At 41.6% G+C, this 21698-nt stretch carries 20 protein-coding genes and 4 pseudogenes; 12 read left to right on the top strand and 12 right to left on the bottom strand.

Annotation, left to right across the window (positions count from 1 at the left end; all coding sequences use genetic code 11):
- Nucleotides 1-110 precede the first annotated feature (110 nt).
- The 7 genes from FD724_RS38900 to FD724_RS38930 form a co-directional block, all read right to left on the bottom strand.
- Nucleotides 111-884, bottom strand: coding sequence for an ERF family protein (locus FD724_RS38900; RefSeq protein ID WP_179076904.1), 774 nt, complete (start codon nucleotides 882-884; stop codon nucleotides 111-113).
- A gap of 17 nt (nucleotides 885-901) precedes the next feature.
- Nucleotides 902-1162 (bottom strand): hypothetical protein, encoded by a 261-nt coding sequence (locus tag FD724_RS38905; protein WP_179076905.1) that lies wholly within the window; start codon nucleotides 1160-1162, stop codon nucleotides 902-904.
- Between the two features lie 8 nt (nucleotides 1163-1170).
- On the bottom strand, nucleotides 1171-1398 hold the full coding sequence (locus FD724_RS38910) for a hypothetical protein (protein ID WP_179076906.1): 228 nt from the start codon (nucleotides 1396-1398) through the stop codon (nucleotides 1171-1173).
- Nucleotides 1395-1610, bottom strand: a complete 216-nt coding sequence (locus FD724_RS38915) for a hypothetical protein (protein ID WP_179076907.1) — start codon at nucleotides 1608-1610, stop codon at nucleotides 1395-1397. Before FD724_RS38915 ends, FD724_RS38910 begins: the two co-directional genes overlap by 4 nt.
- 101 nt (nucleotides 1611-1711) lie before the next feature.
- A complete protein-coding gene (locus tag FD724_RS38920) occupies nucleotides 1712-2212 on the bottom strand; it encodes a hypothetical protein (protein ID WP_256874808.1) in 501 nt (166 codons plus the stop codon).
- 10 nt (nucleotides 2213-2222) lie between these two features.
- The gene (locus tag FD724_RS38925; RefSeq protein WP_256874792.1) at nucleotides 2223-2825 is read right to left on the bottom strand and encodes a hypothetical protein; all 603 of its coding nucleotides are present in this window, start codon (nucleotides 2823-2825) and stop codon (nucleotides 2223-2225) included.
- A 107-nt stretch (nucleotides 2826-2932) separates the two neighbouring features.
- Nucleotides 2933-3268, bottom strand: coding sequence for a helix-turn-helix domain-containing protein (locus tag FD724_RS38930; RefSeq protein ID WP_094344365.1), 336 nt, complete (start codon nucleotides 3266-3268; stop codon nucleotides 2933-2935).
- 236 nt (nucleotides 3269-3504) lie between these two features.
- On the opposite strand from FD724_RS38930, the gene FD724_RS38935 reads away from it, so the two are divergent.
- From FD724_RS38935 to FD724_RS38960, 6 genes are all read left to right on the top strand, one after another.
- Nucleotides 3505-5088, top strand: a complete 1584-nt coding sequence (locus FD724_RS38935; protein WP_179076908.1) for a hypothetical protein — start codon at nucleotides 3505-3507, stop codon at nucleotides 5086-5088.
- Between the two features lie 220 nt (nucleotides 5089-5308).
- The gene (locus FD724_RS38940; protein ID WP_256874793.1) at nucleotides 5309-6460 is read left to right on the top strand and encodes a hypothetical protein; all 1152 of its coding nucleotides are present in this window, start codon (nucleotides 5309-5311) and stop codon (nucleotides 6458-6460) included.
- On the top strand, nucleotides 6444-6710 hold the full coding sequence (locus FD724_RS38945; protein WP_179076878.1) for a hypothetical protein: 267 nt from the start codon (nucleotides 6444-6446) through the stop codon (nucleotides 6708-6710). Before FD724_RS38940 ends, FD724_RS38945 begins: the two co-directional genes overlap by 17 nt.
- Before the next feature lie 47 nt (nucleotides 6711-6757).
- Nucleotides 6758-7003 (top strand): hypothetical protein, encoded by a 246-nt coding sequence (locus FD724_RS38950; protein ID WP_179076909.1) that lies wholly within the window; start codon nucleotides 6758-6760, stop codon nucleotides 7001-7003.
- 142 nt (nucleotides 7004-7145) lie between these two features.
- The gene (locus FD724_RS38955) at nucleotides 7146-8168 is read left to right on the top strand and encodes a hypothetical protein (RefSeq protein ID WP_179076910.1); all 1023 of its coding nucleotides are present in this window, start codon (nucleotides 7146-7148) and stop codon (nucleotides 8166-8168) included.
- A gap of 494 nt (nucleotides 8169-8662) precedes the next feature.
- The gene (locus FD724_RS38960; RefSeq protein ID WP_179076911.1) at nucleotides 8663-12418 is read left to right on the top strand and encodes a DUF2610 domain-containing protein; all 3756 of its coding nucleotides are present in this window, start codon (nucleotides 8663-8665) and stop codon (nucleotides 12416-12418) included.
- 223 nt (nucleotides 12419-12641) lie between these two features.
- Here the strand turns inward: FD724_RS38960 and FD724_RS41565 are convergent.
- The 5 genes and pseudogenes from FD724_RS41565 to FD724_RS38985 all read right to left on the bottom strand — a co-directional run.
- Nucleotides 12642-12815: pseudogene (locus FD724_RS41565) on the bottom strand (ISNCY family transposase); the annotation flags it as partial.
- Between the two features lie 21 nt (nucleotides 12816-12836).
- Nucleotides 12837-14010: pseudogene (locus tag FD724_RS38970) on the bottom strand (IS4 family transposase).
- Between the two features lie 32 nt (nucleotides 14011-14042).
- A complete protein-coding gene (locus FD724_RS38975; RefSeq protein WP_179076913.1) occupies nucleotides 14043-14222 on the bottom strand; it encodes a transposase DNA-binding-containing protein in 180 nt (59 codons plus the stop codon).
- 113 nt (nucleotides 14223-14335) lie between these two features.
- Nucleotides 14336-14605, bottom strand: coding sequence for a hypothetical protein (locus FD724_RS38980; protein WP_179076914.1), 270 nt, complete (start codon nucleotides 14603-14605; stop codon nucleotides 14336-14338).
- 450 nt (nucleotides 14606-15055) lie between these two features.
- On the bottom strand, nucleotides 15056-15475 hold the full coding sequence (locus FD724_RS38985; RefSeq protein WP_179076915.1) for a hypothetical protein: 420 nt from the start codon (nucleotides 15473-15475) through the stop codon (nucleotides 15056-15058).
- A 394-nt stretch (nucleotides 15476-15869) separates the two neighbouring features.
- Between FD724_RS38985 and FD724_RS38990 the strand changes: the two are divergent.
- The 6 genes and pseudogenes from FD724_RS38990 to FD724_RS39020 all read left to right on the top strand — a co-directional run.
- Nucleotides 15870-16328, top strand: a pseudogene (locus tag FD724_RS38990) (DUF6444 domain-containing protein); the annotation flags it as partial.
- Between the two features lie 64 nt (nucleotides 16329-16392).
- A pseudogene (locus tag FD724_RS42310) lies at nucleotides 16393-17646 on the top strand (hypothetical protein); the annotation flags it as partial.
- A gap of 89 nt (nucleotides 17647-17735) precedes the next feature.
- Nucleotides 17736-19178 (top strand): hypothetical protein, encoded by a 1443-nt coding sequence (locus FD724_RS39005; protein WP_179076917.1) that lies wholly within the window; start codon nucleotides 17736-17738, stop codon nucleotides 19176-19178.
- A gap of 473 nt (nucleotides 19179-19651) precedes the next feature.
- Nucleotides 19652-20842, top strand: a complete 1191-nt coding sequence (locus FD724_RS39010) for a type I restriction endonuclease (RefSeq protein WP_179076918.1) — start codon at nucleotides 19652-19654, stop codon at nucleotides 20840-20842.
- A gap of 141 nt (nucleotides 20843-20983) precedes the next feature.
- The gene (locus FD724_RS41570; RefSeq protein WP_256874794.1) at nucleotides 20984-21304 is read left to right on the top strand and encodes a hypothetical protein; all 321 of its coding nucleotides are present in this window, start codon (nucleotides 20984-20986) and stop codon (nucleotides 21302-21304) included.
- An 82-nt stretch (nucleotides 21305-21386) separates the two neighbouring features.
- Nucleotides 21387-21671, top strand: a complete 285-nt coding sequence (locus FD724_RS39020) for a hypothetical protein (RefSeq protein WP_256874809.1) — start codon at nucleotides 21387-21389, stop codon at nucleotides 21669-21671.
- Nucleotides 21672-21698 lie beyond the last annotated feature (27 nt).

Genomic DNA, 21698 nt, shown 5'->3' on the forward strand with positions numbered 1-21698 from the left:
AACAACGGAGGTATTGTAGGCATAGTGAGGACTGGTCAGTAGAGGTGGGGTAAGTAGATTTTTTCGGCATGATATTTTTCCTATCAGTGTTATGAGAAGATATGTTTGCTTCAATTCAACTCAGGTAATTGTGCAAGCGCTCCTTCCATCCATGCTTGAATCGCTTCCATCTCAGAAACACCTCGCAATACAGCATCAACGACGTGTTTCTGATAAGAGTTAACAGCATGATCAGGATGTCCAAACTTATTACCAGCCCAAGCCAAACACATAGTCTTCACCAGTTCATCAATCTGAACAGAATCAAGCTCACTTGGACTTGTAACATTTCGAGAATGCAGCCACTCTTTGACTAAATCCAACGGATAATTTAAAAGTGTGCGAACTTCTTTGACTCGCAAATCTTTTGGGCTGATTGATGGTGCAGTTACAGCCTGTTTTGGTGGCTGGACTCTATACTGTTGATTGTCTTTGCGGGGTCTAATGTTATTCTGTGGCTGTTCAGGCTTTTGAGGAGTAGTTGCACCTTCAGCATCATTATCTTCATCTGCCGTCACCGATAAAATTGCACAAACCGCATATCGTCGTGCATAAGTTAATGCTGCACCAAACTTTTGAGAGTCACTAATTTCAGGTAAAGGATAAGTGCTGGTGATACTCTCTCCAGATTCATGAAAAATATGAGTCCGTAGTACAGTTTTCCCTTCAAAGATTTCGGTAGTTTGAATTATTACCAATCCATGTTTACCAAGCGCAGGAGTGACAGCATCTAATACAGCATCTAGGGTTGCATATTTGCGCTTATAGTGAGGATTAGTCCCGTCTTTTTGAATGGGATTAAACTCTGCCTTTGCTTTAATTAGAGCTTTGATTAATTCTTGCATTAGTCAATTCCAAACTCTTACCAATCATTTTTGTTAACATCATCAGACACTTTTTTGCTAGATTTAGCTTTATTTATTTGAAACTCGGAAGCTTTCAAAACAGGCATTGCCGCAAGTTTGACTGAAGCTTTGGCTTGATGATAGAGAAATTGGGTTATTCCATCAGCGTCTTCTCCATCCTCGACTTGCGCCCATAAAGAACAGCCCAGTTCTAGGGATTCATAGTCACCGAGATTGAATTTTCTTGAGTAGCTAACAGATACAGTTGTAAATTTCATTTTGGTTGTCAAATTTTTTCAGTAGTATCAATCATCTCAATGCTGAGGACGAGACATAAATCGCTAGCTTTTATACCAATAATTCCTGGCTCAATTTCAGTAGATAATTCCTCAATAATTGAATGAAAGCCAGGGTCTTGATCATTGATTTCTATCTCCATCAAACCTGCATCATTTGATATAACAGTTGCCCAAGTTGGCAAAACTTGAGGAATACTGGTTGCATAGAGTTTCATGATTTTGATTCCTGATTAAACTTGATTTCAATGATTTCTTCTACACACCCCATAACCTCGCCTAAGTAATGCAATGTATCGCTTATGTGAGTTGCTGCCTCTGGGTCAATCCTTTTATCCGCAATCAACAAAAGCCAATTTTCATCTTGAGCGATCGCCTGAATCTTCACGTAGCACGAGTTGAATTCTTGTAGTATTTCTATGGGTGACATTGGTTTATTCGATGAATTGTGGTGTTACATTCGGATAAACTAATAATTTAGTTTTGCTCCTCGCCATACAGGTGGGTCTTCCTGCCCACCCGTTTCCTTACTCACGCTGCAACTAAATCTCTAGTTTCTGGCACGTATCTCTTTAACCTTTCCCACTCCTCAAAAGTTAGCGAATCGAATTCAATATCTAGCAACTCTTCTTCTGTGGGCAATTGTTCTGTAGTCGCTTTTGATACCCCTGCCACCTTCATGAAGTTGTCTAGTCCAACTGCTGCATCAACCGGCTCGGCATATCGAATCTTATCTACAGCATTCGACCAGTGCGTAATGTGTTGAAATATCACTCCAATCATGAAATCATCTGTGTACACTCGATAGTTTCTGGGGCAAGCTCCGTCAGCGTAAACCAGCTTGTAGCCAGCAATCTCTTGCACCTCTGCATTGGGGTCGGTTGGAGGTAGGAGGATTTTGTCAACAGATTCTTCAAACTCCGTCTGTTGAAGAGAAAATGTGGTAATCATAGTCTGTGTGTCATGATTTGGATCATAAATTCTGTTGCAGAGGCGATCGCAGTTGTCTTGGTGTGCGATCGCCTTTCTCACTTGCAGCAACTTACGCCGCTACTGCCGCTCGGACTCCCAACAACGCAATCACATCTTTGGCACTGCCAGCAACCCGATTTACCCCGTACTGTCTTGGTCTTGCGTACCAACTTTCTTGATTGCACCCGACGAAGCCAACAAAGTGCCCGTCTTGGTAGAGTTTGGTGCTAAACGAGAGCCAGTCAATCTCTCCGTGGTACAGACCAAAAACAGCGCAGGCTTTTTCCAATTCATCGCTCAATCGTTCGTTTCGTTCTAGCGGGGTTTCTGGCAGAGTCGCTTTTACTTGCGCTACTCTTGTAGCGAACCAGTTGCGATCAAAGGGTAGCCGTCCGCCACCGACTAACTGCACCCATAATGTAATCCCACCTTCCAGCCAGATAGTACGAACAGATTCCGGTTCGACTTGAATAATCTCGCCAATGATGCGGCGGTCACGAGATGTCAGGGGGTCTTGGGTTGGGGCTACAACTTCAGCTTGGGTTTCGATGTAGTTGTTTAGTTCTGCTTGAGCTAGGGCTTGCTCATCTTTGAAGGGAAATTCTGTAACTGTTGTTGATGTGTTGTAGTTAAAGCTAGAAGCCGTTTGCTGTGTGTAAACTGATTGAGTCATAATATAGATTCCTGCAAAGGGTCAAAGGGCGATCGCACAAGTTTCGTAGGCTGGGGCGGTCGTCTTTTGTTTTCATATCTCTATAATAACAACTCAGAGTACAAAAATCAACTAGAAGTACAAATATTTTTGGAAACTTCAACACGTAAGTCAGACATAATCTCAATCAGTTCTACACCAAGAGTTTTGGCGATTGCTGTAATGATTTTTGTTGAAACAGAGGCTGCTTCGCCATTCTCTAGCTTTCTAATGTATTCTTGAGAGCATTCAACCTTTTGGCTCAAAAGTGCATCTGCAATCTCACGCCTAGACTTCTTGCCACGTAATAATCTTAGGCTATTTCCACATTCTTTATTCCACGCAAGCATAACAACCCAGTCCAGGGGAACCATAATTACCTCCTTTGTATTTTTTACTTTTATATTTGCACTTTCAGTTGTCATGTGGCAAGATAGTTTTTGTACTGTGAGTTCAATCAACCAGTTCAGTTATACAAGAATTCATAGACGGCATGAGTATTCCAGCCGTCAAATTGTTTTGTGAACTTATTTTAAGGAGGTTATGGCAAAAATAATTACGCTTTCCCAAAGGCAATAAAAAGTAATTGCTGAGAATACAGCAGTTTTCATTTGCATTAACCAGTATTTCCCGTGTGTATACAGCACATACAGGTAAAATCATGCTGACACTAAACCGTTCCGAAACAACATCAGCACTCGATTACAACATTCTCAATACCAGCATCCAAGATACCTTTGCTGCCATAGACCGCTTCGAGTGGCAGGCAATAGAAGAACTGCGGGTGATGCGGAATAACGGCTATTACTCTGATGCTGGTTATGCCAGTTTTGAAGATTATTGCGAAAAAGAACTAACCAAGCACGGTGGATATCGCCGGGTCAGAGATTTGCTGTCTGCGAAGAAAGTAGTTGATACTCTGCCAGAGGAACTCAGGGAAAAGATTACTAAACCCTCTCAAACTCGCCCCTTACTCCGGCTGGCTAAAACTCCTGATAAGTTACACGAAGCTGTTGCGATCGCAGCTAAAGAAAAACCTTTCCCCACCGCCGCAGACTTTGCCAAAGCAGTACAACAGGTTGCGCCAAAGGTTAAACGCGCCACAAAAACCGAAAACCCCAATACTCAATTGTGTAATTCTGTGACTGTTTCACAAGAATCACACCCAAGGTATGGAGAAGAGGGAACCATTGAGGCAGACGCACCAAATCGCTGGCAACAGATTGTCACCTTTCCTGATGGTGAGAGGCTGCTTATCAACAATACTGATTTGGATGCCCCAAGCGTTCCCTTTCCCAGAGAACGCACTTACCCCGCAGAATATACAGAAGCGATCGCTGCTATCGAAGAACGCCATAAACAGGAGCTAGAGCGACTCTCCCAAGAATTGAGGATTGGTTTGCAAACAGAGGCCACCGCTAATGCCGAAGCCCAAGTGCAAGAGCAAATCCAATCTCTGCAAAACCTGTACAAGCAACAAAGGGAGCAAAACGTTCAGTTACAGCGACGGCTGGATGAAATGGAATCGCTACGGCAGTTGGAGACTGAGAATCAACAGCTTAGGCAGCGTATTCAGGATTTGGAAAACGCCGTAGAGCAGCGTCCTTCGCAACAGTGGGGAAATACCATGACCCAGCAAGCAACCAAAGTTTTAAACAAGCAGGTGAAGCAAGCACTGGAGAAGACAATTGATCTGCGATCGCTTGCAGCAGAACCACCCAAGGAAAACGCTCAGGAATGTCTGCGGCTCATGGGCATAGCTTTGAAAAACTTAAGCGAAGCGATGAACAACACCAAAGCCTTAGAAGCTGCGGCGATAATCCTGGGGAGTGAACCGACACCACAGGCTATCGCCTACCGTGCCGAACAATTGGAAATGTTGCCTCAAGCAGTCAGTGATATTCGGCAGGTGCTTGCAAGACCTGGGTGTAGCTGGCAGGACTATTGGAATGTTGCCCAAGAGTACGAAGTGATTAAACATGACTACTGGGCAGAATTGACCACCCAAGAGGCTGATTTAATTACCACACTCCAGAACGCATCCTCTCAACCGGACACAATCGGACTCGGCTCTATCGTTGCTCACGCCGACCCATACCGCACTTTGTATGTGGAAAGGGGTGAGGTGGTGCAAGATTTAGGCGAAGAGTTGGTGGTTGCCTGGGATTGTTGGAAGGAGCAATCAAAAAAGACTGATAGGTATTTCCGAGACGAATTGCGATTCTGGCAACCGGAAAAAGAGTAGGTGAGGTTGTTGATTAGAGCGATTGCTTAGTTAAAAACTGTGCAATCACCCTATGAAAAGTGTCTCCGCCGCAAACGGTAGACAACAACACGATTATAACAATGTAGCTAGTTGTACCGCCAAATGTACTGATAACTTTTAAGACCGATAAATATCAAACCAAGCCCCGCAATCACAGTGGGGGAAATTTCCGTGCGTCAATATAACAGGAGATTGTAAAATGACTGCAACCATTACCCGTCCCAAGCCCAAAAAGGCTGCTGCCGCCAGCAAACCACAGTCACCGTATAAAAGGCTTCATGTGATTATTCCCATACAAGATATGCTGTGGGCTTCGCAGCAAAAGCCGTCTGTTAATCAGCTATGGCAGGAGTGCTGGACGGCTGACCCTTATGGTTCCCGATGGATGCCTTTGACCTCTGCTTTGGGTTACAGTACTTTTATCTCTGCAAAGAAAATTCTCTCCGAAAGCGGGTTGTTTATTTTCAAACCGGACAAATCGATTCAAGATGGCCGAGAAACAGCTAGCTGGATGGTGAAAAATTTGCATGGCAGTCGGATGAAGGAATTTTGGGAGAAAGCTAACTCTGCGTCACCAAAACCAGATGCTGAAAAACGAGAACCAAATGCTGGGGATTCAGAGATAGATGCTGGCTCTGAAAAAATGGGTGCTTTGTATGAAGCATCTATTTTAGGTAAAGAGCAGTCAGAGCAAGGGTTCTGGGAACCCTCACGAACTGGTCAGAAACTCCTCACAAACTCTTCAAAAGAGATTGTGAGGAGTGACTCTGACACGCTTATAGAAAATTTGCGTGAGGAGGAGACGGCTCATGCGCCCTTGAGGGGCGCGTCGCCTCAGACTGTTGAAAGCGTGGAAGAGTTACCTGCGGTAACGGACTGTACATCGCTGGCGCTTGTGGAAGCTGCACCGAGTCAACCTGCTCCGTTATTGGCTGAAAAGCAGGACTGTGGTGTTGAGGCGACAATCTTTCATGAAGGTGCTTGTTCCGCCGCGCTCATCGCACAAAATGAATTTTCTGACAGGGAAGCGATCGCTAATCAAACACAGGAGGAAGTAGAACAAAGTAATTCCGCTCCGTTGTCCGGGGAAAATCAAGTTTCTGGTTTTGAGCAGAAAGACTGTGATGAAGGCACAAGTTCGGCCGCGCCCGTGTCATTAAATCAAAGTGAGATATTTGAATGGCTGGATAGAGCAAACCTTGGAGAATGCCCCCCATTGTGGGTAATTCAATATTTACTAGACAGCAAGTATTACGCCAGTATGAGGGCAACAATCACCAAGTTTGAGAAGCAGTGGAATATATCTGTAGTCAATTATCAGGTGCAAAAATCTAGTGATACCATTTCATGAAAAATCTGATACAGATGTAAGGCGTGAAAACTTTGCTGCGTCTAAGTTTTTTAATTGCGAATTGCGAATTGCGAATTGGTATGAGGCGTTGTTTACCACTGAAGACATCGCCATGAGATCCAAAGTTAGACTATTGCGAATGGAGAAACTGAAGATGGCTTCTCTGGTTGGGGAAAATCCTGGTTTTGACTCCCTCCAACAATGCTGGAATGATGATCCTGCTTTGCAGATTGTGATCAAATTTTCTTAGAGGAAAAAGGCGATGCCGAAGGCGGGCTGCGCCTACGCGGTTTGGGGGTGCGATCGCCTTTTTGTTTAAGTTTTGGAGGGGCGATGCAGGAGGCGGGCTGCGCCTACGCACCTCAGATTACCTTTTATGTGAACTCTGCCAAATGTCGCCAGAGCATCAGCCAGAGTAAGCGAGATTGTCGAGGATCAATTAAGTTGTTGCGATCGCAACTGCACTCAACTGACAATTTTGATTTACGGCTCTTAACTTGGCCGATGATTCAACAATCCATGCCCTTTTTGCCCCATAGTTGATTATTGTCCACATCTATCTTGTTAAGAAACATAAATAAATTGACAAAAAATATTGCATTTTAGGCTCAATTGTCTAATTTCTTATCAGAAAACCTATCCTTTTTAATTTACTATCAGAAAATCTATCCTTGTTAAATGATTTATGCTTAAATTTACTAAAGCAATTATAATTGCTTCTTTTCTTGCTTTATTCTGTGATGATTTTGCTAAAGCACAGTATCTTACTATTCCTGAGAATTTACCAAAGAATATTACAAACAATGTTCCACAAGACGTTGCTAATATAGCTGATTATGTACATTATCTAAAGTTTGGTCGTTTGGCAGTACGTTATCCGTCTAGTTGGAATGGTGGTTTAAGACCTCAAGACGACAGATACCAAATCTCAAACGTAGATAGATTTACTGGAGGATTAAATGAGGTATATGTCGGAATTTTTGCTCCTGTAAAGATACTAGAACAAGCAGGGGTTGTTGGTTACACACCAGAAAGAGCTTTAGAAACCTATCTAAGATTTCTATCTGGTCGTTACAAGATAAATGTAACGCAGTCTCAAATCCAGCAGGTTACGTTATATGGAAAAACTTTGTGGTTATGGAGACAACCAAACAATGTTGAAGATGGAAAAAAATACGATGCTCTTTGGATTGGTTATATCAATGAATACGGTGTATTAAACGTCATCACGGCAACTACTGCCCCTGGTGAACTTAAAAAATTTCAACAGTCAGTTTTGGCGATAGCACTTTCAACGACATATATACCACCACAAAGAAACCTAGACAGCCCAGAAGCTGACTTAAGGGATTTTCACCAGAAAGTAGGAAGCGGGAATGTAGATAATATTGAGCAAAACTTCTGTCAATCTGACAGATTGATGATAGCTGCTTCTGATGTATTGTTCGGAAGACAGATGAGAGAGTTACTTGAGACGTACATAAAAATCGGATCTGCTTTCACAAACGTAGATATGTCCGACGTTTACTATGATACGAGGTTCTATGATCCTCAAAAAGGCAGAGCCATTGTTAAAGTTTCAGGTAATGTTACTTATTCTGATAACGGAAATACAAGAGTTGTTTCAATTCCTAACTACCTAAAAAAAGAGGCATTTCGTTTAATTAAAGAAAACGGAAAATGGAAGCTATGTGATACTGCTAGATAGTTTCATAAGGACGCAATAAGCTTTAGGTATTTTCTCTTCTTCAAACTTCCTTTAACTTGTCCGTATTTTACTTGATCAATATAAAGCTTTAGTAAAAAAATCTACAATTAAGTGTGAATACTGGACTTTAATGATATTTTTTAGATCAGGACTTACGCAACTGGCACAGTGCGATCGCGAATCAGTAGTACATACGTATTTAATTAGCGAGAATGTGTTTGATTGGCTTTACTCGAATTAGTAACAATAATCAATGATGTATCTTGTATTGAATATTATTTATTGAATAGAAAATATTCATCCTATGATTAACCTTCTTTGGTAAATTAAGAGTAGCAGAAATAAAGATGCAAAATAACAAAAAACTAAAACTCCAAGAACTAGCGCTCGCTATTGCTGCCAAAAATTTTAACCTCACTATTCTCAATTCATATTTTCTTAAATATACAACACAAAAGTAATTCTGCAAGAGGTCTATTCAGCTAGGAAGAGTTATGAATCAACCAATCAGTAAAGCTAGTCAGTTTGTCGAAGGTAGCGAAAACTACACAGCTCAAGGCAATGAGAGTAAAGTTGTACAAGGTGATAATAATCATGTTGATAACTCTACTACCACTGAACAAGATATTAAAATTATTGGTCGGCAGGAAGTCGTTCAAAATATTAGTGCGTTTGTTGAGCGAGCACAAACAGCTATTGAAGAGGCTAGAGATCGCCATGCTTTTGAAGCTGAACACTTAGCTAGAGGTGTTACAGCTTTTGCTGAAAGATTGAAATCCATTGCTATAGCAAACGTTAATAAGGATGTTTGTAGCCCGTATAAGGGTTTACTATCTTATAACCTTAACGATGCCGAGCTTTTTTTTGGCCGCAAACGAGCTATTTCCGAAATGCTGCAATGTCTGCAACGAGGACGCTTGACTGTCTTGCAGGCTGAGTCGGGTTCTGGGAAGAGTTCGCTTCTACAAGCAGGAATTGCACCCAGGCTAATTGCAGCTGGCCATTTACCTGTTAATCTTCGTTCTTACAATACTCCACCTAGTCTAAAAATCAAACAGGCGTTTTTGCCTAATCTGGCACTAACACCCAATTTGGCTGAGTCCTCTCTGCGTGAGTTCTTACATCAAGTAACTGGAGTGTTAGGTCAGTCTGCGACTCTATATTTACTGCTTGATCAGTTTGAGGAGTTCTTTACTTTACTAAAAGAGGAATCAGACCGAATCACCTTTATCAATGATCTAGCTGACTGTCTAGAAGATGACAGCCTTAATGTACGTTGGGTGTTAGCCTTGCGTAGTGAGTTTTTTGGCAACTTAGCTAACTTCCGCCCCCGTATTAAAAATCCTTTTGATAATGATTACCGTCTCAACCGTTTAACTCTGGCTGAGGCTGAAGCTGTTATTGTTGAACCAGCTATTCAGCAAGGGGTTAGCTTTGAATTATCTTTAGTTGACCAGTTGTTAGCTGACCTCAAAGGGCAAGATAATGAGATTACCCCACCACAAATTCAATTGGTTTGTTCATCTCTATACCAAGTTTTCATAGAACAGCAGGCTGTCAACCCTCATGTATCTTTGAGCATTACTCAGCAAATGTATGAGGAGGAGGGTCGAGCCGAAGGAATTTTGCGTGGTCACTTGAACCAGGTGTTAGAGCGCACCTTGCCAACCAAACATGAACGAGAACTGGCTCGCCAATTGCTGATCGCTTTGGTTTCTTCCGAACGACACCGTATTCGCCGCACTCGCAGTAATTTGGCTGCTATGCTAGCTAATTATATTATTACTGTCGATAGCTTAGATAACCTACTAGCTCAATTAGTGGAAAGCCGACTGATCAATGTGGAAAAGGACAAAGAAACTGATGAAGCTAGTTATGAATTAGCTCACGATTATTTACTGGATGAAATAGATATTGACCCAGAAGTACAAGCCCAAAAAGCCGCTCAGGAGTTGCTGAATCAGGAGGTTGAAGCTTTTAAGCGTTTTAGCACGCTATTAAATGAGGACAAATACAACATTATTAATAGTCAGCGAGAGTTTTTAACTCTAGATGAGACAGCAGAAGACCTACTGTGCCAAAGTCAAAACTTTTGGGAACGTGAAACTCGGGAAAAGGAAGCCCAACGGCAACGAGAATTGGAACAGGCTCAAGAGTTAGCTGAAGCGCAAAGAAAGCAAGCTGACATACAAACTCGTAACGCCAAACAATTACGTCGTTTTACTTTTGGATTAGGAGGAACATTATTGCTAGCTTTAGCAGGAATGGGTAGTGCCCTTGTTGCTAGAGATAAAGCCAATCAAAATTTAGCTGAAATGACCAAACTTATAAGTGAAGTTTCTGAAGTAGTTCAAGGAGAAAAAAGTGAGGAAATTATTGGTTTTGCCCCCATTCAGAAGGAGTTATTTGAATTATTTTTGCCTTACCATGATTACATAATTCAAAATAATCAATCTAGCAACTTCTGGCAAAGTGCTGAAGCTCACTATCGAATTGGAAGTTCTTCAGAAAAAATAGGAGATAGTATTGGGGCACAAAAACAATTAAGGTTGGCTTTCGAGAAGGCAAAAGCTGCTACGGAAAAGTTTTCGGCTTCAGGAACAGGAACAGTTCCTCCAAAATTGCTCCAGCTTTTAAATGAAATAGCACTCTCTTATGCTTGGAATCGGATGAACTATGGATATCTTGATGAAGCTGAGTCTATCTTGAGTACGGCAAATTCATTTGTGAATAGTTATACAGGAGAGCAAAGCCCTGAATTGATTCGTTCAATTGCTGGACTGGAAAATGGTTTATCAAGATTATATAAGGAGAAAAATGATGATGAAAAATCATTGAAACATCAACGTTTATCTGTAGAGTTTGCTAGGAAAGCTGTGTCTCTGGACAAAGATGATGTTAGGTTCAAGGGTACTCTCGCGGTATATGTGAAAAATTTATCCCTAACCCCTGAATCATTAATGCCAACAGAAGAAGCAGATAGGTATCAAAAGGAAAGTTGTGAAATTGTCAAAGTAGATCGGTCAGGAAATTTTACCGCAGCTTTTGTAAACACAATTGTTAATTGTGCTTACGATGAGAGCCTTCAAGGAACACCTGATGAAAATATTGCAAAATTACTTGATGTGAGAGGGGATCTTAACTTTTTTGTTCGGATGGAACCTTCAAATGTTGAATTCAAGTTGTTACGAGCTTACATTACATCTCGTTTAATAAATATAGAGAAATTTCAACGAGGCGACAAAGAAGCAGCAAATCGATATTTTAATATGGTACTAACAGATTGGTTAGATGTGGTGGGAAATGGAAACACTCTTCCTGTTAATGTATCGACACTAAAAACAGTTTATACAAATATACGAGATCATTTAATTAGCTATGATAGTGCTGTAGAAAAGAAAAATATTTTTGGAAAAATTATAGCTGCCATAGGAAAAAGTAATGATGTTTTTAGTGATTCACCAGAGATAGCTTTAATTGCAGCAGATAGTGTTTACCATAAATTAGAAGGCTTCAAAAAAGAATCAAATCCTCAAGAAAATCTTGCGAATGTGAACGAAGTCATAAGTCGCTTCTCAAAGACAAATATTCTCAAAGACACATCTACTTACGATGAGCGTTATGCTTGGGTGTGTGGTGCTTATGCAACACGGCTGAAAATTAACTATGAAAGTGAAAATATTGAGGATGTTCTGGAAGACTTTAAAACAATTAACGATATTTGTCTTCCGATTTTTGAGAAACATTCGTTTGATTTCTACTTACATGATAATATCTTGGGTGCATATTACCATACGGGAAAACTTCTATTTGAGAAAGATAGGTTTGAAAAGGCAAAACCTATACTTGAATACACTTCACGCTGGGGGAAAAAAGAAGGTTCTAAACTGTTGGCACGGATGTATCAAGAAGGATTGGGTGTGCAGGTTGACAATTCACGGGCTGAAGCACTAGAAACTCTAGCATCTAAGCAATCTATGAAAAGATTCACTATTCCAATCAAAGATTCCGGTATGGAGTTTCCTTTTCATGTTTTTGTGTATCAAAAACCACTTGACTATCCATACAAGGGAATTGATGACCAAGTTGAATGGTTAAAACAAGCTAGAGGAATAACAATACCAGTTGATGTTGCTGATTCTTTTAGAAAACTCCATAAGATAGCGGTAGAAAATAATGTTTCATTTCCAGACTTAGCTGCTTATGCGGTGGGCAACAAAAATAAAAAAGAGGAAACCACTAAGGATTAATGTTCCCACCAGATTGAGAAGTAGGTTCATAGTAAAGGACTACATCATTGAATTGAAAAGGTTGTGTTCTAGTGGTGTGTTGAAGTTAAAGCCTAGCGTGGCAAAACTTACTAGAGAAGACGACTCTCTAAATTAGCCAAGTAACCCTTGGGGTCTTTGCGAAATCGATACTGTTCAATTCTGGCTTTGTGGTGTTTTTGCAATTGAGAGCGTAATTCGAGCCACCTGATAAGCAATCTCGAATTACCCATAATACTTCATATCCAATTTCTGGCTGCATTCCATCGATCGCTAATATCACCCGTCCTTGATTAGCCACTATTGCTTTTAACCTTTTATGATCTTTTAGCCATAAAGAAAGTAACTCGTCATATCTGTCAATTAAGTGCGTAACCGTTCATTGACCTGACTTTTCCCGTTAAGTCTCTCTAGCAAGCTGCCAACCCTCACAGAGGTCATGCAATTTTAACCAGCCCCGCCACAGTACCTGGATACCAATAGGAGTTTTATGTCGATGTTCTAAGTAACCTCCTAAACGAGCGATCGCTTCCACAGCCCAACTAACTGTTAATATCTTGGGTAGTTTAGATGATTTAGCTTTCAAAATGCGAAGCTGAAGGGGATTGAGGATAACAATTGCGTCGGCATTTGGCTGGGTACGGTGTAGATAAGTCAACTGCAAAAGCTCAACAGCAATCACACGTAAAGATTCCAATTAAGGTTTTCATCCCATCAGCAGCAAGTCTATATCTTTCTAACTGACACCCTGACTTGAAAATTTTATGATACTCTTCCACTCGCCAACGGTAAGAATACCAATTTAAAATCGTAGAAGCCATCTGGATATCTGCGACAACTTCTGTGGTTAGCAACATCCATTCTACAGGGGTTTCACCTTCTGGACAATCAACTTCTGTGGCATAAATAGCATACACGAGTAGAGGATCGCGATTGTCAAAACGGTAGGGAGTACGGAGATTAATGGGACAAGATCTTACAGCCAGCTTTGCTTTGCGAGCAGAACGCTTGCTCGTATCTGGGAGTTTGATTTCCTGTTCAAAACCGATAGATTGAGCTTCCAGCTTTGACCACAGACGTTCACTATTTTGATCTAAACTACGGTTGTGAGCCGCACGCACCAAAACTCCCGTGTGCTGAAGTTGACGAACTTTATCAAAAACTTCTGTGATATCACCTTCTCTATCAAAGACATGAATCACGCGCGTGGACTTGCTAACTTCGTTTTCTACAGTGGTAAGTGCTTCTACCCATCTGTAAGATTCTTTTTGCTCAAAGGGGCGTTTTCTAGCTTCTTTACGGGCTGCTGCTTGCCGTTGTTTCTTCTGTGTCGGAGTTTCATCTTTTGGTAGCTTCTGTTTTGGCTCTCGGTTCCAAAGTTTTTGCCATAGCAGACTAAGGGACTGACCTTTTTCCGGTTCTATAGCTAAAGCACTGTGTAATATTAAACCGTTACCTCCCTTACCAATCGGGCCGTAACCTTCTTTTTTCACCGTAATACTGCCATAATCAAGAAAAGTAGTGTCTCCAACACACAACACTACATCATATTCTGCAACAGTTTCCGCCGTCATTTGACAGTGCGGCTCTATTAGTTTTGAAAATTCTACTTTTGGGTTAGCAAAAACTCATAAGCCCTCTTGAGTACGGTTGCTCCACTGAAGATTTCTGACAGTGCTTTGCCAAATCCTTGACTTAAAGCATAGCCAATTGACATTGCACGCTCATTCAATCGGCGATCGCCCAACTCACAAGTTGCAAAATTTTTCTCCCACCAGTCCAGCATTGCTCGTCACCTTTAACATAACACCAGATTTTTATTACTTTACTGTATATACTGTGCTGTCTCCTAAATCCTTTACCAGCAAGCTTTTTGAGACTTAACGGGAAAAGTCAGGTTCATTGACTTATACATATACTCTTTAATTCAAGGTGAGTGTGTATTTGAGGAACACTTCTATGTTCCTGGTAGCGTAATGCTCCTACATAAGCAATCACATCTAAACCAAATTCGTTCTGTGGTAAAGCGAGTGACCCTTCTTGCTCTGGTCGATATGCTTTTTTGTACCGCAGAGATGACTTATTTTGACATCGACGAATTTTTAGCTGTAGTTCTACTACCCCATAAAACGTTCTTATATGTCGAGGATTATTGTATTCATTCCACATTGCTTGACCGCACGAGGGGCATTTTTTTTTGAACACAATCGAGTACTTCAAACGATGTTGCCTCTGGTTTTAAACTTTTTCTTGCCAAGTTTTTGCACTATTACAGCACTTCCGGCTATTATGCAATATAGTTTTCTCCTTGCCCCTCTCCTATCATCGCTTTCAGCTTTTAGGATGTACCTCATAGCTGCCGGAAGTGCTGTATTTCGCTACAAGGTCAAGATTACAGGATTTCCGCTCTTCTCTAGTAAGTTTTGCCACGCTAGGTTAAAGCTAAAGGATCTTTAATAATATAGAATCCGATTGAAAACTTGTCATTCCAACAACAGGAAGCAATCTCCTAAACCTCTGAGATTGCTTCCTTGCACTCCTTTCCAGTCGCAATGACTTGAGTATAGTAATTATCCGGATTTCATATAATTGGTTGATTCATAAAGCAATACTAAAGAACTACATCATCCAAATTTTTCCCGCAGCACATCCTAACCATCCGGCAACTTTTACCACAGTGGGGAAAAGCTCTTTAACCAATTCTTTCACCTCTTGAGTTGTTTCACCCGCTTCATTCAAGGTTTCATTAACTCGTTTGAGACTCTTAGCAATAGATTCCTTATCAGGTTCAGACTCGATTACTTCTACTTTAGCAGCTTCTAAACGCTTTACGGACTTTTCCCGTTCCACTTCTGACAATGCAGTTAAATTTTGAATTTGTTCTTCCAAGTAAGCCAACATCTCAATGACTTCGGTTGTAGAGACTTGTTCGGCCTGAGACATTTGGTTATTGTCTCCTTGAACAAAAGTGCTATTGTCTCCTTTAGCTGTACGGTTATTATTCCCACGAACAATCTGAATATCTTTTTCACCAGACATAATCTAATCTCCTTTGTAAGAATCTAAAAACGCTTTCCAAGCAATTCCATGACTAAAATTAAGTTAACAATCCCGGTCAACTCTAGCTGTCTACTTAGAGTGTTCCAACCAATAAATGATCCAAAATTAGAGATTGTTTCATATTATCAGTATCTTTTGGGTACGATAATCCATAACCTAAAGACATACCATTATTTGCTATACATATTGTATCTTGTTTCCTAAAACAGGAATCGTGTACTATCTCTTTATCCCGAAAATCGTATATATATTGTTCGATATACGTTGCTAAATCGTAAGGATTCAGGTGGCAGAGTATTGACAAGGGGAACGATTGAGGGGGAGTATCACATATATGAACCAAAACCTGCCTCAAGATTTAGACTGAGAAAGCTTGAACCAGTTGTCGAAGGAAGAACTGGTAGAGATAATCATTGAGCAGAGCAAAGTAATACGTGAGTTACAGAAAACAGTATTAGAACTACAGCAAGAAATAGAACGTTTAAAAGTCAGTAGAGATTTGGATAGCTCTAATTCGTCGAAACCACCGTCTGGGGACATTCACAAAAAGAGCGAAAACAAAAAAGCACCCCCACAAGAGGAATCAAATCAACCGAAAAGAAAACCAGGTGGACAGCCTGGGCATCAAGGTAAGACTCGTAAGGGTTTTGGCAGAATAGATCGTTATGAAATTTTACGTCCTACAGATTGTGTTTTTTGTGGTCAAAAAGCATTTATACCCCTAGCAGTAAAAGTAGAAAAGCACTGTGTAGCGCAATTAGTGGAACGTCCCGTTGAAATAGTGGAGTATCAACGCCATAGGTGCGTGTGTGAATGCTGTGGAAATATACAAATGAACAAGTTTGTGAGATGAGGCAAATAGCTCGTTTCAACTTTTTACAAACCACGCTTTGTTTGCGATCGCCTCCCAAGAAAAATCCTTCCCCACTGCCGCCGATTTTGCTCTTGCAGTTCAGAAGGTTGTTCCAAAAAATACGTCAACCACTAGAACCAGTAGCACAAAACAAGAAAAAGTCAAAACGCAATTGTGTAATTCTGTCACTGTTTCTTCCCTTTCGCATCCTCGTTATGGGGAGTCGGGAGTGATTGAGGCAGACGCACCGAATAATTATCAGCAGATTGTCACCTTTGCTGATGGCGAAAGGTTGTTGATCAACAATGCTGATTTGACTGGTTTAAATGACGCGATTGTGTCATTCTCAGCAGAGCGCACATACCCAAAAGAATACACGGAAGCGATCGCCCAAATCAAAGAGCAACACAAGCTTGAGTTAGAGCGTCTAGAGCAGGAATTGAGAATTGGGCTACAAGCAGAAGTATCGGCCAGAGCAGAAGAACAAGTAATTGAGCAAATCCAATCTCTATAAAACCTGTACAAGCAGCAGAAAGAGCAAAACATCGAGTTGCAGGAACGGCTGGATGAAATGGAGGGGTTACGGAAACTGGAGATTGAAAATCAACAACTCCAGCAACGTATCCAAGAATTAGAACACGCCGTACAACAGCATCCGGTTCAACAATGGGGAAATACCATGACCCAACAGGCGACTAAAGCGTTGAACAAGCAGGTGAAGCAAGCCTTGGAAAAAACTATTGATTTGCGATCGCTAGCTGTAGAACCGCCCAAGGAGAATGCCCAAGAATGTCTGCGGCTGATGGGAATGGCTTTGAAAAACCTTGCCAGTGCGATGAACAACACCCAAGCGCTCGAAGCTGCTGCGATAATTCTGGGCAGTAGTCCGACTCCTGAAGCGATCGCGTATCGGGCCGAACAATTGGAAATGTTGCCCCAAGCGGTTAGTGATATTCGGCGGGTGCTAGCTAAACCTGGGTGTAGTTGGCAGGAGTTTTGGGAAGTTGCTCAAGAGTACGAGGTGATTAAATCAGACTACTGGGCGGAATTAACTACTGAAGAAACAGAATTAATTGCTGCTCTTGAGAAAGCATCTACCGAACCGCCAACTATTCAAGTTGGTTCTATCGTTGCCCACGCAGACCCATACCGTACCTTGTATGTCGCCAGAGGAGAAGTAATTCAAGATTTGGGAGATGAGGTAATCGTTGCCTGGGATCACTGGCAGAACGAATCGAAAAAGACTGACAGGTATTTTCGAGACGAGTTGCGATTCTGGAAGGGCGAGAAGCAGTAGATAAAGACTCGCTAAGAGAATAGCCAAAAAACTTAAACGCGGCATTGCAACCATGTCGCTCACATTGTCATGCAAATTTTGGGGGAAATATGACTACAGCATTAAAAGCAATTAACGGTGGCAGCAAACAGCGAAGCGATCGCAAACAGACGGATGCAGACAAATCGATTAGACCACATTGCAAAGTATCGATAGAGGATATTAACTGGGTTCGTCAGCAACCTCCATCTGTGCAGCAGCTTTGGTTAGACTCTGTAGCAGCTGAACAATTCGGAGGTTCTGCCCATAAACTCGACACTAACCTCACCTACAAATCTTTGCAAAAAGCAGGGGCGGCGTTAACTGCTCAAGGATTATTTCAGTTTGAGGAAGTGTTTGGCCGCTTGCCTTCCGGTAGACCTGGATTGATTAGCTACCGTGTACGTAACCTTCATGGTTATTACAATCGCTTTTACTGGGAATCGTCCACGTCTGCGGAAACCAATTCTTGTGACGAGAAAGCCGTCCACGCCGGGGAGAAAACAAATGCGCTCGGACGGAATGAAAATTACCCTGGCGTGGAACAAATCCACACTGATTTGGAATCATTCCAAAAGAATGGTCAAAAAAGTGAGGATTTGCAAGGGTTCCAAAATCCTAACAACGTTTCTAACAACCCGTTAACTACCTACCAACAACCAACTAAGGTTGTTGGTATGGTAGTTGGTTCTGACGCGCCAACTGAAAATTCGGGTTTAGAGAAGACGGCTCATGCGCCCTTGAGGGGCGCGTCGCCTTCACATATCGAAAGCGCGTCAGAACTTGAAGGCTTGCCTGTGGCAATGGACTGCACGACGCTAGCGCTTGTGGATGCTGCACCGAGTGAATCTGCTTTGTTATTGGCTGAAAACCAAGACTATGGTGTTGAGCCGAGGGACTGTGATGAAGGTGCTTGTTCCGCCGCGCCCGTTGCTCAAAATGAATTTTCTTCTAAGGAAGCGATCGCACATCAAAAAATAGAACCGAGTCATCCCTCTGCTTCTTTGTTGGCTGAAAACTTGGTTTCTGGTGATGAAGATAAAGTAGATCATGAAGGCACAAGTTCGGCCGCGCCCGTGTCATTAAATCAAAGTGAGGTATTTGAATGGTTGGATAGAGCAAACCTTGGAGAATGCCCTCCATTGTGGGTAATTCAATATTTGCTAGACAGCAAGTATTACGCCAGCATGAGGGCAACAATCAGCAAGTTTGAGAAGCTGTGGAATATATCTGTAGTCAATTATCAGGTGCAAAAATCTAGTGAGGCGTTGTTTACCCCCGTTCGCGGAGCGTCTCGTAGAGAAGACATCGCCATGAGATCCCAAGCTAGACTATTGCGAATGGAGAAACTGAAGATGGCTTCTCTAGTTGGGGAAAATCCTGGTTTTCACTTCCTCCAACAATGCTGTCATGATGACCCTGCCTTACAGATTGTGATCAAAAAACTATTGGCGAAGTTTCCGCAGTGGGGGATTGCGTTTGTGGATGGGGAGTTGGTGAAGTGGAATGAATAGCGAAAAAACTTCTTCCTCACTATCACCCAAAAGCCTTATAAATAAGGAATTTGCGCTTATCTTAGTGCCATTCAACCCTTATACTACTATTCGTATTGTATTTTCCTACACTTGAAATGTCTCGGACACACCACCCATTGCAACAACGGGGAGTTTCGCCTAACACGCCTGGAATATCTTGAAGCACTGCTTTATGCCATCAAGAAAGCACAGGAGAAATAGAAGTTTAGTTCATGTAATTATTCCCATACAAGATATGTTGTGGGCATCGCAGCAAAAACTCTCAGTTACGAATTGTCACAGGAATATTAGACGGCTGATCCATGCAATAGGTAACTTTCCGACTACTGCCTTCACGAAGCATAAGTCAACTGCGTCGTTGCTTTCGGATCGAGCCTAACAAACAAGTGATAGTTACTGGGGAAACCTGGGAATACTTTTATTAGATCAAAAGTATCACACATGTTTACAGTATGGGTTTCGCAGAAGATTTAGTTAAATTATCCGAAAAAGTTAATAAAAACCTTCCTATCGTTATAGGAGAAGAAAACACCAAGGCAGCTTTTATTTCTCCATTTTTAAGTATCTTAGGCTACGACATTACCGATCCAAGCGAAGTTAGACACGAATATTTCGCGGATTTTGGCACCCCTACAAGAGTAAAACAACCAAAGAAAGTAGACTATGCAATCGCAATTAACAGCAACATCGTTATGCTGGTTGAAGCGAAGTCTTGTAAAGAAAAACCAGAAATACACGACGGACAACTTAGAAGTTATTTCAATGCTATTTTAACTGTTCAAATTAGCGTTGTTACGAATGGGGTTGAATATCGATTTTTTACTGATTTAGAAAATCTTCACATGATGGATAAGGAAGCGTTTTTCACCTTCAACATCCTAGATTACACCTCAAAAGATGTAGAAAATCTTAAACTTTTTCACCGAGATAATTTTGATGCGTCTAGCATTAAAAATGATGCTGAAGAAATGCTTTATTCTCAAGGGATAAGTGAGTTAATAGATGGGCTTTTAGTATCTCCTTCAGATAAATTTGTTCATTTTTTAATTAAAGAACTTGGTACAGTTGCACCAAAATTTGATTTTCGAGGCAGTGTAGTGAATGCACGAGTAATTAATAGATTTAAGCCTATTGTTAAACGTTCGCTCCAATCTAGTTTACTATCTTTGATTACTCGGTCTGTCAATCAAGAAATGACTCATCCTGCTGATGACCAACCTTTGACACGTTCAGAGCATATAGACCCAGATATTAATAACGATTTAGATGCTGAAGAAAAAGCCGATGTTATTACAACCCAGGAAGAATTAGCGGCCTTTAACAGAATTCAAGCAATCACACAAACTTCTACTAAATTCAATATTGGTATCCAACATAGAGACACTGTTTCTTACTTTGGGATTAATCTCGGTAAAACAACATGGTGGTTTTTGCGATTATATCTATCATCAGGCAAGAAAAGTTTTATTGCTAGGATAAGTGCTGATGAAGCAAAGATATTAGCGCCTGATTTTGTGATTCAAGATGTGCCTGGGATTAATTCTGAGATGGTGTCTAAAATAAAAATTGATTCAGTAAATGATTTTGATAGACTTAAGCCTCTAATTTTGCGATGTTATGAAATGGAGGCGACAAAGCACTAATTACGCTTGAATCTGTAACCTCCCCTTTATACCTTGATGGTCTATTTTGCTACAACAAAATTAAGCAGACTGGAAGCCCTCTCGCATTTAAATTCTGCTCATGTTCTGCCAATTTGTTTAATCAATGATTGTGATGAGGAAGTGAGAGACTCTCATGAGGCTACTTTTTCCGCCGCGCCCGTCGCCCAAAATGAATTTTGTTTAAGTTCAACGATCGCTAATCAAACTCAGGGGCAGGTAGAACAAGATTATTTTGCTACATTGTTGGTTGAAAATTCAGTTTCAGGTGTAGAAATCAAAGCAGTTGATGAAGGTGAAGGTTCCGCCGCGCCTATCCCCAGTACTGAGAAATGGTCGCATGAGGCGATTGTTGCAAGGTCAAATATGCGACCGGAGCGGATGCAGAAACTGAAAGTTGCGGCGAATTCAGGGCAGAATCCGGGCTTTGACTTTTTGCAATAGTGTTGGAGTGATGATCCAGCTTTGCAGATTGTGATCAAGAAGTTGCTGGCGAAGTATTTGCAGTGGGGTATCGCTTGTGTTGATGGGGTGTTGGTTAATACTGGGAGCAGTAGCGCGATCGCTGACTTTGAAGGAAGCACTCCGAACGAGGATTGGCGTTAATTCACCAGAAGCCGTGTTTGTTGTTGCTTGTAAGGGGGAGAGAAAAACGGAGTCCACACAGGCCAAATCTGCTGTGGAGGATTGGTTTAAGTGGGCGAGACGGCAGAGGGTTGTGATTGCGATGTCGGGTGAGGTTGTGTATACGCCGGAGGGTAAGGCGGTGGCGGTGGCGGATATGATGCGGCGGTATCTGGTGGAGGAGTGAGAATTTTGCGTTTTAATACTGACGAGC

The organism is Nostoc sp. C057, assembly GCF_013393925.1.
Taxonomy (GTDB): Bacteria; Cyanobacteriota; Cyanobacteriia; order Cyanobacteriales; family Nostocaceae; genus Nostoc; species Nostoc muscorum_A.